General features: G+C 71.0%; 10 protein-coding genes and 1 pseudogene. 8 read left to right on the forward strand and 3 right to left on the reverse strand.

Annotation, left to right across the window (positions count from 1 at the left end):
• The first annotated feature begins 6 nt into the window (after positions 1-6).
• The 3 genes from F8O02_RS02520 to F8O02_RS09370 all read left to right on the forward strand — a co-directional run bounded on the left by F8O02_RS02520 (position 7) and on the right by F8O02_RS09370 (position 6,157).
• Positions 7-2,202, forward strand: a complete 2,196-nt coding sequence (locus tag F8O02_RS02520; protein WP_225734062.1) for an ATP-dependent Clp protease ATP-binding subunit — start codon at positions 7-9, stop codon at positions 2,200-2,202.
• 641 nt (positions 2,203-2,843) lie between these two features.
• The gene (locus tag F8O02_RS02525) at positions 2,844-4,286 is read left to right on the forward strand and encodes a quaternary amine ABC transporter ATP-binding protein (RefSeq protein ID WP_158035645.1); all 1,443 of its coding nucleotides are present in this window, start codon (positions 2,844-2,846) and stop codon (positions 4,284-4,286) included.
• Positions 4,286-6,157 carry an ABC transporter permease/substrate binding protein gene (locus F8O02_RS09370; protein ID WP_158035646.1) on the forward strand — a complete coding sequence of 624 codons (1,872 nt, stop codon included), beginning with the start codon at positions 4,286-4,288 and terminating at the stop codon, positions 6,155-6,157. The genes F8O02_RS02525 and F8O02_RS09370 overlap by 1 nt, the downstream gene beginning before the upstream one ends.
• A 22-nt stretch (positions 6,158-6,179) precedes the next feature.
• Here F8O02_RS09370 and F8O02_RS02535 read toward each other — a convergent pair whose 3' ends face one another.
• On the reverse strand, positions 6,180-7,340 hold the full coding sequence (locus F8O02_RS02535) for an alpha/beta hydrolase (protein ID WP_158035647.1): 1,161 nt from the start codon (positions 7,338-7,340) through the stop codon (positions 6,180-6,182).
• 156 nt (positions 7,341-7,496) lie between these two features.
• On the opposite strand from F8O02_RS02535, the gene lipB reads away from it, so the two are divergent.
• From lipB to F8O02_RS02550, 3 genes are all read left to right on the forward strand, one after another.
• Positions 7,497-8,156, forward strand: coding sequence for a lipoyl(octanoyl) transferase LipB (gene lipB / locus F8O02_RS02540; protein WP_225734063.1), 660 nt, complete (start codon positions 7,497-7,499; stop codon positions 8,154-8,156).
• A 98-nt stretch (positions 8,157-8,254) separates the two neighbouring features.
• Positions 8,255-9,250, forward strand: coding sequence for a lipoyl synthase (gene lipA, locus F8O02_RS02545; protein ID WP_158035698.1), 996 nt, complete (start codon positions 8,255-8,257; stop codon positions 9,248-9,250).
• A gap of 12 nt (positions 9,251-9,262) precedes the next feature.
• Positions 9,263-10,183, forward strand: a complete 921-nt coding sequence (locus F8O02_RS02550) for an AEC family transporter (RefSeq protein WP_158035648.1) — start codon at positions 9,263-9,265, stop codon at positions 10,181-10,183.
• A 210-nt stretch (positions 10,184-10,393) separates the two neighbouring features.
• Here the strand turns inward: F8O02_RS02550 and F8O02_RS02555 are convergent, their stop codons facing one another.
• Positions 10,394-11,209, reverse strand: coding sequence for an exodeoxyribonuclease III (locus F8O02_RS02555; protein WP_158035649.1), 816 nt, complete (start codon positions 11,207-11,209; stop codon positions 10,394-10,396).
• Between the two features lie 124 nt (positions 11,210-11,333).
• Between F8O02_RS02555 and pyrE the strand changes: the two genes are divergently transcribed.
• Together pyrE and F8O02_RS02565 are read left to right on the forward strand one after the other, a co-directional pair.
• Positions 11,334-11,879, forward strand: a complete 546-nt coding sequence (pyrE, locus tag F8O02_RS02560) for an orotate phosphoribosyltransferase (RefSeq protein ID WP_158035650.1) — start codon at positions 11,334-11,336, stop codon at positions 11,877-11,879.
• Between the two features lie 259 nt (positions 11,880-12,138).
• On the forward strand, positions 12,139-12,876 hold the full coding sequence (locus F8O02_RS02565) for an HAD-IIA family hydrolase (protein ID WP_225734079.1): 738 nt from the start codon (positions 12,139-12,141) through the stop codon (positions 12,874-12,876).
• A gap of 166 nt (positions 12,877-13,042) precedes the next feature.
• On the opposite strand, the pseudogene F8O02_RS02570 reads toward F8O02_RS02565, so the two are convergent.
• Positions 13,043-14,322, reverse strand: a pseudogene (locus tag F8O02_RS02570) (ISL3 family transposase).
• Positions 14,323-14,691: the final 369 nt, after the last annotated feature.

Below are 14,691 nucleotides of genomic sequence, written 5' to 3' on the forward strand. Positions count from 1 at the left end.
GACAGCATGGCACAGCAGCAGGGACAGCAGCCTCAGCAGGAGGAGCAGAAGTCGGCCCTCGAGCAGTTCGGCACCGACCTGACCGAGCTCGCCCGGGAGGGGAAGCTCGACCCCGTCATCGGGCGTGACGCGGAGATCCGTCGGGTGTCGCAGGTGCTCACCCGGCGCACCAAGAACAACCCGGTGCTCATCGGCGAGCCCGGCGTCGGCAAGACGGCCGTCGTCGAGGGCCTCGCCCAGCGCATCGTGAAGGGGGATGTGCCCGACTCGCTGAAGGGCAAGCGGCTGATCTCCCTCGACCTCGGCGCGCTCGTCGCCGGGGCGAAGTACCGCGGTGAGTTCGAGGAGCGCCTGAAGAAGGTGCTCAAGGAGATCAAGGACGCCGGCGGCGAGATCATCACCTTCATCGACGAGATTCACACGCTCGTGGGCGCCGGCGCCGGTGACGGGCAGGATGCGGCGAACATGCTCAAGCCGATGCTCGCCCGCGGCGAGCTGCGGCTCGTCGGTGCGACCACCCTCAACGAGTACCGCGAGTACATCGAGAAGGACTCCGCGCTCGAGCGCCGGTTCCAGCAGGTCTACGTCGGCGAGCCGAGCGTGGAGGACACGGTCGCGATACTGCGCGGGCTGAAGGACACCTACGTGAACTTCCATGGCGTGCGGATCACTGATGGCGCGCTCGTCGCCGCTGCGACCCTCTCGAACCGCTACATCCCCGACCGGCAGCTGCCGGACAAGGCCATCGACCTGATGGACGAGGCGGCCAGCCGGCTGAAGATGGAGCAGGAGTCGAGTCCCGAGGAGATCGACGCGCTCAACCGCGAGATCGCCCGGCTGCGCATCGCCGAGGCCTCCCTGAAGAAGGAGAAGGATCCGGCCAGCCTCGAGCGGCTCAAGAAGGTGCAGCAGGAGCTCGCCCAGCAGGAGGAGCGGCTGGAGGGGCTGAAGCAGCGCTGGGAGTCCGAGCGCCAGGTGTTCCAGAACGCGAAGCAGCTGCGCGAGCAGAAGGCCGAGCTCGAGCAGGAGCGCGACCGGCTGCTGGCCGAGACCTACTCGAGCGGCACGAACGATCCTTCCGTCTGGAAGCGGCTGAGCGAGATCGAGGTCGAGACGAAGGGCATCGAGGATCGGCTCCAGCAGGCCGAGGCCGCGGAGCAGACTGCCGAGCGCAACGGCGAGCGGATGGTGTCGACGGAGGTGACCGAGGATGACATCGCCGAGGTCGTGGCCGCGTGGACGGGCATCCCCGTGGGCAAGCTGCTGCAGGGTGAGACCGAGAAGCTGCTGCATCTCGAGGACGAGCTCGGCAAGCGCCTGATCGGACAGAAGGACGCGGTGCACGCCGTGGCTGAGGCCGTGCGGCGCACCCGCGCCGGCATCGCCGACCCGAACCGGCCGACCGGCTCGTTCCTGTTCCTCGGCCCGACCGGCGTCGGCAAGACCGAGCTGGCCAAGGCGCTCGCGGAGTTCCTGTTCGACGACGAGCGGGCGATGGTCCGCATCGACATGTCCGAGTACGGCGAGAAGCACACCGTCTCGCGGCTCGTCGGCGCCCCCCCGGGCTACGTCGGCTACGAGCAGGGCGGTCAGCTGACCGAGGCGGTGCGGCGCAGGCCGTACTCCGTCGTCCTGCTCGACGAGGTCGAGAAGGCGCACCCGGATGTGTTCGACATCCTGCTGCAGGTGCTCGACGACGGCCGGCTCACCGACGGGCAGGGGCGCACGGTCGACTTCCGCAACACGATCCTGATCCTGACCTCGAACCTGGGCAGCCAGTTCCTGATCGACCAGTCGCTCGACGAGGCCACGAAGCGCGAGCGCGTGATGCAGGCCGTGCACCAGGCGTTCAAGCCCGAGTTCCTCAACCGGCTCGACGACATCGTGATCTTCAACGCGCTGACGAAGACCGAGCTGACGCAGATCGTGGATCTCTACGTGGCCCGGCTGGCGAAGCGGCTCGCCCCGCGCCGGCTGCAGCTGGCGGTCAGCACGGAGGCGAAGAGCTGGCTGGCGGACAAGGGCTACGACCCCGTCTATGGCGCGCGTCCGCTGCGGCGGCTCGTGCAGCGCGAGGTCGACGACCGGCTCGCCACGAAGCTGCTCTCCGGTGAGATCCGCGACGGGCAGAGCGTGCGCGTCACGGTGAACCCGGAGGACGACGGCCTGGAGGTCAACGCCGAGGGCATCGTGGAGGAGTGAACCGCGCGGGTTCGCGGTCGGGCTGCGGCTCGGTCGCGAGGCCCGCATCCATCGGGCATGCGACGGGGCGCGTCACCGGGAGACCGGGGACGCGCCCCGTCGTCGCGTGCGCGGGCGACGGCCCGCCCCGCGGGTGGCAGGACGGCCCGGGGCTGAGTCGCGTGGATGCGGCTGCGGCATCGGCGTGGGCTGCTCGTGGCAGGTGGACGGCGCCCGCCCGCAGATACCCCACCCGGGTATCTGGACTATACTGGTGGGTGTACACCAGAACGCGCGCGGTCACTGCGGGCCCTGCCTCGCGGCCGTTCGTATGGTCGTCGGAGTGGGCGCGCGGGCCTCGCGCGTCGCCGGCCTCCGGGGTCGCCGCCATGACGAGCAGGCTTGATCCGGGGCTCAGGCACAGCTCCCCGACCCGTTCGCGACAGCAGACCGACTCCGGCACCCAGAGCGCCGGACGTGACCCGTGAACGAGTCCCGGCGCGGCGTCTCGAACGCCGCAGGCCGACTCCGGCGCCGTCGCCACGCCATCGTCGGCGTGCGCGGACGCCGACCCATCCGACGCGGGTCATGCCGGCCCGGACCCCGTGACAGCCGCGGGGCGCACCAGGGCGGGCACCGGAGACCGGTCGTCAGGAGGACGCATGACGTCACCGGTCATCGAGGTCGAGCATCTGTACAAGGTGTTCGGCCGTCGCCCGCAGGAGGTGGTGCGCCGCATCACCGAGGGCGCCAGCCGCGACGAGCTGACCGCGCTGGGCACCGCCGCGGTCATCGACGCGAGCTTCACCGTCCAGTCGGGCGAGTTCTTCGTCGTGATGGGGCTCTCCGGCTCGGGCAAGTCCACGCTCATCCGGATGCTCAACGGGCTCAACACCCCCACCAGCGGCACCGTGCGCGTGTTCGGCCACGACCTGGCCGAGCTCTCGGCGCCCGAGCTGCGCCGGCTGCGGCAGCGGCGCGTCTCCATGGTGTTCCAGCACTTCGCGCTGCTGCCGAATCGCACCGTCCTCGAGAACGCCGCCTATGGTCTCGAGGTGCAGGGTGTCGACCTGGCCGAGCGCAGCCGACGCGCGCTCGAGGTGCTCGAGCGGGTCGGGCTGAAGGGCTGGGAGGCTCGGTTCCCCGGCGAGCTCTCCGGCGGCATGCAGCAGCGCGTCGGGCTCGCCCGGGCGCTCGCCGCCGACACTGACATCCTGCTCATGGACGAGGCGTTCAGCGCCCTCGACCCGCTCATCCGGCGTGAGATGCAGGAGCAGCTGCTCGACCTGCAGGCCGACCTCGCGAAGACGATCGTGTTCATCACCCATGACCTCAACGAGGCGATGTTCCTCGGCGACCGGGTCGCGGTGATGCGTGACGGGCGCATCGTGCAGCTCGGCACGCCCGAGGACATCCTCACCGACCCGGCCAACGACTACGTCGCCCGGTTCGTGCGGGACGTCGACCGGGCCCGGGTGCTCACCGCGCGCAGCGTCATGGAGCCGATCATGGCCCAGGTGCAGGTGACGAGCGGCCCCCGCACGGCCCTGCGCGTCATGCGTGAGCAGCAGGTGTCGTTCGCGTTCGTGCTCGACCGCGGCCGCCGCTACCGCGGCGTGGTCAGCGACCGCGACGTCACCCGGCTGATCAAGCAGGGCTCCAGCGATCTGGCGAGCATCGTGCAGCCGTCGCTCACCGTCGGCCCCGATGAGGTGCTTGCCGACCTGGTGCGCCCCTCGGTGATCTCCCGGCTGCCGCTCGGCGTCGTCGACGACCGGGGCCGCCTGCTCGGCGGCATCCCGCGCGCGACGCTGCTCGCGTCGATGTCGAGCGTGCCCGCCACCACGCAGGCCCTCGACGTGATCACTCCGGAGGCCCGCGAGCTCGCCGCCGGTGACACGCTCGTGCCTGAGGCGAAGGCCGCGCTCGCCGGGGCGCTCGCCGCGGACGGCCGTGGCGACGCGTCCGGCTCGCCCCACGCCTCTGACACTGCCACCGCAACGCCCGACACCAGCGCGGCTGCCGCCCCGGCCCCGCATGAGTCGTGCGCGGGCGGGGACGATGCCACACCCGCATCCGCCGCCGGGGGAGAGGAGACCCGCTGATGACCGTCGTCCATCCCACCGTGCTCGCCGCGGCCGCACAGGCCGCTGACGCCGACCCGATCGTGCGCATCCCGCTCGGCGACTGGGTCGCCGCGTTCATCGACTGGCTCACGAACACGCTCGGCTGGCTGTTCGCCGGCATCGGCGCCGTGTTCGAGGGGCTCTACGACGGGCTCGAGTGGCTGCTCGTCACCCCGCCGTTCTGGGTCGTGATCCTGCTGCTCTCGGCGCTCGCCTGGCGGGTGGCCACCTGGCGGCTCGGCCTGTTCTCGCTCGTCGGCCTGCTGCTCGTGCACGGCCTGAACCAGTGGACGAACGCGATGGACACCCTCGCGCTCGTCATCGTCGCAAGCCTCGTCGCCATCGTCATCGCGGTGCCGCTCGGGGTGCTTGCCGCGAAGTCCGACACGGCCTCGAAGGTCATCCGGCCGATCCTCGACTTCATGCAGACGATGCCCGCGTTCGTGTACCTGATCCCCGCGATCATCCTGTTCTCCGTGGGCGTCGTGCCCGGCATCGTCGCCGCAATCATCTTCGCGATGGCACCCGGCGTGCGGCTCACCGAGCTCGGCATCCGCGGGGTCGACGAGGAGGTCGTGGAGGCGGGCCGGTCGTTCGGCGCGTCGCCCTGGCGCATCCTCAAGCAGATCCAGCTGCCGCTCGCCCTGCCCTCGATCATGGCGGGCGTCAACCAGGTGATCATGCTGAGCCTGTCGATGGTGGTCATCGCCGCGATGGTCGGCGCCGCGGGCCTCGGCGCCCCGGTGGTGCAGAGCCTCAGCCGTGTGGACGTCGCCCTCGGCTTCGAGGCCGGCCTCTCCGTGGTCATCCTCGCCGTGTACCTCGACCGGGTCACCTCGGCGCTCGGCCGGCTCGCCGCGACGAGCGCGAGCCCCGAGACCGCGGCCGCGGCCGACGACGCCGATGCCGCGCAGACCGGCCGGGAACGCGTCGCCGCCGAGGAACAGGGGCGCCGACCCCGCCGCCGGGGCCGTCGCGGCCTCCTGACCGCGCTGGCCGGCGTGGCCGTGCTCGTCGTCGCGAGTGTGCTCAGCGGCGGGCTGCCCGGCGGGGCCGGCGGCCAGCGGACGGTGCGCATCGCCGTGATGAACGGCTGGGACGAGGGCGTGGCCGCCTCGTGGCTGTGGAAGGAGCAGCTGGAGGAGCACGGCTACCGGGTCGAGCTCACCGGCGTCGACCCGGCCGCCGCGTACACCGGGGTCGCCCAGGGCGACTTCGACGTCGTCCTCGACTCCTGGCTGCCCGAGACGCACCGCGACTACATCGAGCAGTACGGCGACCGGATGGTCGACCTCGGCGCCTGGAACGACGAGGCGAAGCTCACCATCGCCGTCAACGCGGATGCGCCGATCACCTCGCTCGACGAGCTCGCCACGAACGCCGACGCCTTCGGCGATCGGATCGTGGGCATCGAACCCGGCGCCGGCCTCACCCGCATCACGAACGAGCAGGTGATCCCCGACTACGGGCTCGAGGAGATGACCTACACCACCTCGTCGACGACCGCGATGCTCACCGAGCTGAAGAACGCCACGCAGAAGGGACAGAACATCGTCGTGACCCTGTGGAAGCCGCACTGGGCGTACGACGCGTTCCCGATCCGCGACCTCGAGGATCCCAAGGGCGCGCTGGGCGAGGCCGAGTCGATCCACAGCTTCGCCCGAATCGGGCTCGAGGACGACGACCCCGAGCTGTTCGGCTGGCTGCGGTCGTTCCGCATGGACACCGCCACGCTCTCGTCGCTCGAGAACGCGATGTTCAACAGCGGCGTGGACGGCACCGACTACGCCGAGCCTGTGCGGCGGTGGAGCGAGGAGCATGCCGACTACGTCGCGTCGCTGACCGACTGAGGCGCGGGCGGGCGCCGGCCGCTCAGCGCAGGTACCCGCCCGCCCACCGGTCGATCGCCGCGAACGCGGCCCGCCGCGGGGTGGGGCGCGAGAGGAACACGTCGTGCAGGGCGTCCTCGATGCGGGCGACGGTGACCACTGGGCCGAGCTGCAGCGCTCGGCGGGCGACGTCGTCGACGTCCAGCACACTGTCGCTGCGCAGCATCGCGTCACTCCAGGTGAGCTGCAGGGTGCTCGTCGCCGACAGCAGCGTGAGCACCGGCACCCGCACGTCCAGGCCCCGCGCCACCCGCGCGTGGCCGGCGAGCACCGCCTGCAGCCACACCGCGGGCATCGCGAAGCCCTCCGCGGCGCGCCACGACCGGTCGTAGTGCCACTGCCCCTGCTCGTCGGCGCTCACCGCGCGAGTGTAGAACCCCTGGTCGATCGAGGGCAGCACGAGCCGGGGGTCGACCCGCGCCTGCAGCCCGATCACCGGGGCGAGCATCTGGCGGCCGAGCGAGCGGGTCTGCAGTTCGAGCCACGGGCTGTTCAACAGCAGCGCCTGCGCCCGGCCGGGATGTCGGTCGGCCCACAGCGAGAGGGTCAGCCCGCCGGTGGAGTGCCCGAGGAGCATGAGCCGGCGCTGCTCGGGTGCGCGGCCGAGCAGCCCGGTGAGCGCGCGGGACGCCTCGACGGGCAGCTCACCGGCCGAGCGGTGGTCGTCGGCGGCGATCGCCTCCAGCGCGGCGGCGATGTCGGCGTCGTAGTCGGTGAGATCGGCGATGAGCCCCGGGGTCTGCCCCGGGCGCAGGCTGCGACCGTACTTGCGCAGGTCGAGCGCGTAGAATCGGGCGCCCCGGGCGGTGAACCAGGCGGCCACGTGCCGCTGGAAGAAGTAGTCGTTCCAGCCGTGCACGTACAGCACGTCCCAGCCGCGCAGATCCGTGCCGCGCGGCCGCCACGTCCACCGGGCGGGCGGGCGGTGCCGCACCAGCGTGGCCACGACGTCCCCCTCGGCGTCGACGCCGAGCGGCAGGGTGCGGCGCTCGAACCCCTCGCCGAGCACATCGGGATGCCACCGGCCGTCCGCCGGCGCCGGTCGCCAGCCGGGTGCGGGCGTCCACCCGCGGGCGGCGTCGGCGTGGCCGCGCCGGGGCGCGACGGCCGCGCCGTCGGGCGGGGGTGTGGGTCGCAGGGCCATGCGGCGATTATCGCATCGCACCGGCACGCGCCGCGGGCCGGGCGGGACGCGCGTGCGTCGCGCGCGGCGGGTGGGGCGCGGACGGTCGACCGGCGGAGGACGACATGTGACGGCGACGATTGGCCCAGTGCCGGCGGGCGTCGCTAGAGTGACCGTGTGACCGTGACCACCAGCATCCCCGTCCGCGTGCTCGGTCTCGCCCCTGACCTCGTCGACTACCGTGAGGCGCTCGAGCTGCAGCAGCGCACCGCGGCCGCCGTCGCCGCCGGCGAGACGCGAGGCGACGTGTTCCTGCTCGAGCATCCGCCGGTGTACACCGCCGGCCGCCGGGCCGACCCGGCCGAATACCCCGTCGACGGCACCCCCGTCGTGCCCGTCGACCGGGGCGGCAAGGTCACCTGGCACGGCCCCGGCCAGCTCGTCGGCTACCCCGTGTTCGAGCTGCGCGAGCACCTGCGGCTCGTGCCCTACGTGCGCCGCATCGAGCAGGCGCTCATCGACGCGCTCGCCGACGTGGGCGTCGAGGCGTTCCGGGTCGAGAAGCGCACGGGCGTGTGGGTGAACACTGGCCGGCCGTTCGACGAGAAGATCGCGCAGATCGGCATTCACGCGAAGCGCGGCATCACCACGCACGGCTTCGCGCTCAACTGCAGCACCGACAACGCCGTGTTCACCGGTTTCGTGCCGTGCGGCATCACGGACGCAGGGGTCACCAGCATCTCAGCGGTGCTCGGCCGCGACGTCGCCCCGGCCGACATGGTCCCCGTGCTCACCCCGTATCTGGAGCGCCTGATCGAGGAGGTCGCCGTCGCATGAGCCAGCCCCAGGAGACCGAGCGCCGCGTCGACGGCGAGACGACCACGCCATCCGCGCCCGCTGCCGGCGGACGGCCCACGCGGGGCGGGCTGCACACGCTGCGGCCCCAGCCCGAGGGGCGCCGCCTGCTGCGCGTCGAGCGCCACAACGCCGAGACCCCCATCGAGCGCAAGCCGCCGTGGATCAAGACCCGCGCGCGGCTCGGGCCCGACTACCGGCAGCTGCACGGCCTCGTGAAGACCGAGGGCCTGCACACCGTGTGTCAGGAGGCCGGCTGCCCCAACATCTTCGAGTGCTGGGAGGACCGCGAGGCGACGTTCCTCATCGGCGGGGCGATCTGCACCCGTCGGTGCGACTTCTGCGACATCGGCTCGGGCAAGCCCGAGCCGCTCGACCCGGATGAGCCTCGGCGCGTCGGCGAGTCGGTGGCGCGGATGGGGCTGCGGTACGCGACGATCACCGGCGTCACCCGCGACGACCTGCCCGATGACGGGGCGTGGCTGTACGCCGAGACGATCCGGCAGATCCACGCGCAGAACCCGGGCACGGGTGTCGAGGTGCTCGCGGACGACCTGCGTGGCGACCACGACCGGCTGCAGGTGGTCTTCGACGCGCAGCCGGAGGTGTTCGCCCACAACCTGGAGACCGTGCCGCGCATCTTCAAGCGCATCCGTCCCGCCTTTCGCTACGAGCGGTCGCTCGACGTGATCACCCAGGCGCGTGACGCGGGCATGATCACGAAGTCGAACCTCATCCTCGGCATGGGCGAGACGCGTGCCGAGGTGTCGCAGGCGATGCGCGACCTGCGCGACGCCGGGTGCGACATCCTCACGATCACCCAGTACCTGCGGCCCTCGAAGCTGCATCACCCGATCGACCGGTGGGTGCGGCCGGAGGAGTTCGTGGAGCTGAAGGCCGAGGCCGAGGCGCTCGGGTTCCCGGGCGTGCTCGCCGGCCCGCTCGTGCGGTCGTCGTACCGCGCCGGGCGGCTGTGGGCGCAGACGATGCGGCACAAGGGGCGCGAGATCCCCGAGCACCTGCGGCAGCTCGCCGAGAGCGCCGACCGGCCGGACGCCTTCCGGCAGGCCGTCTGAGCCGGGCGCCCCATGGCCGGGGTGTTCACCGGGTTCGGAGTCATCGGCATCCTGATCGCGGTCGGGTACGCGCTCGGGCGCACGAACCTCCTCGGCGAGGGCGCGCGGCCGGCGTTCGCGAAGCTGCTGTTCTGGGTGGCGCAGCCGGCGCTGCTGTTCACCCTCATCGTGCAGAACGACCTGGCCAGCATGTTCAGCGGCGTGCTCACCGCGCAGGTGGTCAGCCTCGTCGCGGCGATCATCGCGTACGTGGCGATCGTGGTGCCGATCTGGCGGCCCAGCCCGGGGGAGACGGTGATCGGGGCGATGTCCGCGTCCTACGTGAACATCGGCAACCTCGGCATCCCGATCGCCGTGTACGCGCTGGGCGACCAGTCGTCGATCGCGCCGATCATGCTGTTCCAGATGGCGGTGTACACGCCGCTGCTGATGATCGCCCTCGACCTGTCCACCGGGGCGGGGGAGGGCGCCGTCGCGGCGCTGCGCCACGTGCTGCACAACCCCGTGCTCATCACGAGCGTCGTGGCGATCCTGCTGTCGGCGTTCCACGTCACCCTGCCGAGTGTGATCTTCGACCCGATCAGCATGATCGCGGGCCTGTCGGTGCCGCTGATGCTGTTCAACTTCGGCATGTCGCTCGCGGCCCGGCCGCCGTTCGCCGGCGACAGCCCCGCCGGGCGCATCACCGTCGCGGTGATCGTCAAGGGCGTGCTTCAGCCGGCCGTCGCGTGGGTCGTCGCCGACCGGCTGCTCGGGATGAGCGGGCACCTGCTGCTCGTCGCCGTCGTGATGGCGGCCCTGCCCACCGCGCAGAACACCCTCACCTACGCGACGAACTACAACGTCGGCAAGGTGCTCGCCCGCGACACGGCCTTCACGAGCACATTGCTCGCGGTGCCGATCATCGCGGTGATCGTCTGGCTGTTGTACTGAGCGTGCCGTTGTCGAGTCGGGCGTTGTCGGGGCGGGTGCCTGGGGCGGGAACGGGTCTGCTGTCCGCGCTGTCGCTTCGCACCTCGTCGTCGGCGCCGTGGTCTCTGCCCCGTGATGCCGTTTCGCGGGATTGGGGTGTTCCTGCTGAATCCGCGTCGGAGTGCTGAATCCGCGTCGGACTGCAGCATCTCGTGCGGGGCCGCTGCCCGCTCAGAACGCCATCGGCCGGTCTTCGTCGAACGCGCCGGGCACATCGAGGTCGACGACCACGGGCACATGGTCGCTCGGTTGCACGCCCTCGCGGGCGCCGCGGTCGATGAAGGCGTTCACGACGAGCTCGGACAGTGCCGGCGACCCCAGCACGAAGTCGATGCGCATCCCCTCGTCGCGCAGGAACCGCAGCTGCTTGTAGTCCCAGTAGGTGTACCCCTTGGGCGCGAACGGGCGCACCACGTCGGTGAAGCCGTCGCGCTCGAACGCGGCGAAGGCCTCCCGCTCGGGCGGCGACACGTGTGTGCGGCCGGCGAAGAACGCCGGATCCCACACGTCCTCGTCACGGGGCGCGATGTTCCAGTCGCCGACCAAGGCGATGCGGGCGTCCGGGTCTTCGCCCAGCCAGCCCGCGGCGTCCTCGTGCAGCTGACGCAGCCACGTGAGCTTGTAGGCGTAGTGCGGGTCGTCGAGGGTGCGGCCGTTGGGCACGTACAGGCTCCACACGCGCACGCCGTCGAAGGTCGCCCCGATCGCGCGGGCCTCGACCCGGTCGCGGAACGCCGGCTGACCTGGGAAGTCACGCTGCACGTCCTCGGCGGGGATGCGGCTGGCGAGTGCCACACCGTTCCACTGGTCGAGACCATGCATGTGCACCTTGTAGCCGAGCTCTTCGAGTCGACCGATCGGGAACTGGGCCTCGCGGCACTTGATCTCCTGCATCGCGAGCACGTCGACGTCATTGTGGTCGAGCCAGTCGGCGACCCGGTCGATGCGGGCCCGGATCGAGTTCACGTTCCATGTCGCGATGCGCACGCCGGCCACTGTAGCAGCGGGTGCGGTGCCGAGGACGCCCGAGGCCGGGTCGGTGCGGGTTCTGCGGCTGTGTCGGAGGGCAGCACCCTGCGGATGCGTCGGCCGGCGCCCGTAGAATGGCCGCATGACCTCCGCGCGCGATCAGCTCATCTCGTACATCAACCAGGACGCCGTCTTCCACGGGGACTTCACTCTCGTCAGCGGCAAGAAAGCGAACTACTACATCGACCTGCGTCGGGTGAGCCTCGACTGGCGGGTCGCCCCGCTGATCGGGCAGGTGATGGTCGACCTCATCGCCGACGTGCCAGACGTGTACGCGGTGGGCGGGCTCACGATGGGTGCCGATCCGATCGCGAGCGCGATCCTGCACCAGGGCGTCGCGCGCGGCCGGCATTACCACGCGTTCGTCGTGCGCAAGGAGCCGAAGGATCACGGCCGGGGCCGCCAGGTCGAGGGCCCCGATCTGAAGGGCCGGCGCGTGGTCGTCGTGGAGGACACGTCGACGACGGGCGGGTCGCCGTTGAAGGCGATCGCCGCGCTGCGGAAGGTGGGCGCCGAGATCGCCGCGGTCGCGGTGGTCGTCGACCGGCACACCGGGGCGAAGGAGGCCATCGAGGCCGAGGGCATCCCGTATCTGGCGGCGATCAGCGTCGACGAGCTCGACGTGTGAGACGGGTGGTCACGCTGAGCCCTCGGGCGCGGCAGGCGGACCGTCGGGCCGCACGCCGGGTGACGGTGACGCCTGCCGGTGACGGCGACGTGTCGTCGCAGGATGCCGGGCTCCGTCCGACGGACGCCGGGCGACGGATGGATCGCGTCGAGAGAGGAACGAGGACATGACCGGATCGACCGACACCACACACGCAGCCGCCACACCACTCGACCCCGCCACCGAGCGCCGGGCGGGCATCGAGACCTGGCTGACCGACATGGACGGCGTGCTCGTCAAAGAGGGGCGCGCGCTGCCGGGGGCGGGAGAGCTCATCAGTACGTGGCGTGAGACGGGCCGCCGCTTCCTCGTCCTGACGAACAACTCGATCTACACGCCGCGCGACCTCGCCGCCCGCCTGCACTCGATGGGCGTGGACGTGCGCGAGGACGAGATCTGGACGTCGGCGCTCGCGACCGCGCACTTCCTCAGTGCGCAGAAGCCCGGTGGCACGGCGTACGTCGTTGGCGAGGCGGGGCTCACCACCGCCCTGCATGAGGCGGGATTCATCATGACCGACCGCGACCCCGATTACGTGGTCGTCGGCGAGACGCGCACCTACTCGTTCGAGGCGATCGCGACGGCGATCCGGCTGATCCTCGGTGGCGCGCGGTTCATCAGCACGAATCCCGACCCCACGGGCCCCGGGCCGGAGGGTCCGCTGCCGGCGACTGGCGCGATCGCGGCGCTCATCACGAAGGCGACCGGCGGGCGCGAGCCGTATGTCGTGGGCAAGCCGAACCCGATGATGTTCCGCTCGGCGATGACCCGCATCGGCGCGCACTCGCAGACGACAGGCATGATTGGCGATCGCATGGACACGGACGTCGTGGCCGGCATCGAGGCCGGCCTGCACACGGTGCTCGTGCTCACCGGCATCGCCGACCGCGCGGAGGTCGAGCGGTACCCGTTCCGCCCTGACGAGGTGCTCGAGTCGGTGGCGGAGCTGCTGGGGTAGGGGCTGTCGGCCTCGGTTGTCGGGGCGGGTTCGCCGGGCTGAAGACCATGAAGGGGCTGCCCGGTCCGGGTGGGCCGGGCAGCCCCGCAGGGAAAGCCGCCGAAGCGGATCTGCTCACACGTGCCCGTGAACGCTCTCGATGGACAGCCTCAATGAAAGGGGCTCTTCACGAACGAGGGTGTAGGTGGGGTCTGAAGCCTCCTGTTTCGAGGAGCGAGCGGGCGATGTAGTGGCTGAGGTTCCGGAAGCCGAGGGCGGTGCCGCGCAGATGCTCGAGGCGGCCGTTGATCGCTTCCGTCGGCCCGTTGCTGGTGCCGGGGCGGTCGAAGTAGCCGAGGACGTCGGCGGCCCGCTGGGCGAGTGTGCGGGCGAGCTTGCGGATCTCGACGAGCTGTTCTGGGACGCCGGTGCTGATCTTCTCGATCGTGTGCGCGAGGAAGAACCTGCCCAGGCTGCGGTCCTTCTCCCGGTACGCGGTGATCATGTCCTGGTAGACACCCCATGTCACCTCGACCTCCGTGTGCCGGTCGTCGGCGAACAGCACGTCCAGCCGGGCCTGCTGCTTGTCGGTGAGCAGCCCCGCACCGGTGAGCAGCCCCGCCACCGGTGAGCAGGGTGCGGCGGGCCTGGTAGAGCGGGTCGCCCTTCATGCCCCGCCGCCCGAACACATCGTGCTGGATGCGGCGTCGGCAGTTCTCCAGCGCGTCACTGGCGAGGCGGATCACGTGGAACGGATCCATGACCGGGGCCGCGTCGGGCAGCTCTTCCGCTGCCGCGGTCTTGAACCCGGTGAACCCGTCCATCGCGACGACCTCGATCTTCTCCTGCCAGGGCTTCGGCCTGGCAGCGAGCCGGTCCTTGAACACGGCCTTCGAGCGTCCTTCGACCATGTCCAGCAGCCGTGCCGGACCGGTCTTCTCGCGCACGGGGGTGAGGTCGATGATCACGGTGACGTACTTGTCGCCGTGGCGGGTGTGCCGCCACATGTGCTCATCGACGCCGATCGTGGTCACGCCCTCGAACCGTGCCGGGTCATCGATCAGCCGCCTCCTGCCTTCGGTGAGGATCGCGTCGTTCGCGGCGGACCAGGATACCCCCAGTCCTGCCGCGACCCGCGAGACCGAGAGGTGATCGAGGACGAGGCCCGCCAGCCCCTCACGCCAACCCGCCGCGAGAGATCTTCGCCCGTGCCGGCGCGGCGGAGGTGGTGTCCTGCCGCCATACCCGGGCGCACCCGGAGCACTTGTAACGACGCACCCGGATCACAAGCGTCGTCGGCCGATGCCCGAATGACTCATGCGCAAGTCGGCGGATCACCGTGTCGCGCGGCACGCCTTCGCACCCGCACTTCCGGCACCACCGGTCCGGCGCCACGACACGACACTCGATCACCGCCCGATCCGGCTCCAACCGCTGCCCGACGGCTTGGAGACCGAGTTCGTCCAGACGGCAGAACGTGGTGAGATCGGGCGCAACAAAAGTGGCTCTTCGGACATCCGGTGGGGGTAGGGCGCGCCGGGTGAGTTCGCGAGGGTAGGGGTCGAGGTCCCCGAGGATCAGAAGCGCTAACCATCTGATTCCGACTGAGGACCTCGACGTGCTTCACCCTACTTCGGGGTGCGCTTCCGCGCGCTCTGCGACTGATCCGTGTTCCCGCTGCGACGTTCTGCTGGGTCTTCCCGATGTCTATGTCGAGCACGTCGACCGTCGCGACGGGCTGCTGGTGGTGACGGTCTCGACGCCAGCGGCGCCGACCGGCTGCCCCTCGTGTGGGGTCGTCGCGACCGGCCGCGGACGTCGCCGACGGGTGCTTCA

Origin of the sequence: Pseudoclavibacter caeni, from assembly GCF_008831125.1 — a bacterium.
GTDB classification, from domain to species: domain Bacteria; phylum Actinomycetota; class Actinomycetes; order Actinomycetales; family Microbacteriaceae; genus Pseudoclavibacter_A; species Pseudoclavibacter_A caeni.

Coding starts and splice junctions, on each gene's coding strand:
- F8O02_RS02520 (WP_225734062.1), top strand. CDS start 7: ATGGCACAGCAGCAGGGACAGCAGCCTCAGCAGGAGGAGCAGAAGTCG.
- F8O02_RS02525 (WP_158035645.1), top strand. CDS start 2,844: ATGACGTCACCGGTCATCGAGGTCGAGCATCTGTACAAGGTGTTCGGC.
- F8O02_RS09370 (WP_158035646.1), top strand. CDS start 4,286: ATGACCGTCGTCCATCCCACCGTGCTCGCCGCGGCCGCACAGGCCGCT.
- F8O02_RS02535 (WP_158035647.1), bottom strand. CDS start 7,340: ATGGCCCTGCGACCCACACCCCCGCCCGACGGCGCGGCCGTCGCGCCC.
- F8O02_RS02550 (WP_158035648.1), top strand. CDS start 9,263: ATGGCCGGGGTGTTCACCGGGTTCGGAGTCATCGGCATCCTGATCGCG.
- pyrE (WP_158035650.1), top strand. CDS start 11,334: ATGACCTCCGCGCGCGATCAGCTCATCTCGTACATCAACCAGGACGCC.
- F8O02_RS02565 (WP_225734079.1), top strand. CDS start 12,139: ATGGACGGCGTGCTCGTCAAAGAGGGGCGCGCGCTGCCGGGGGCGGGA.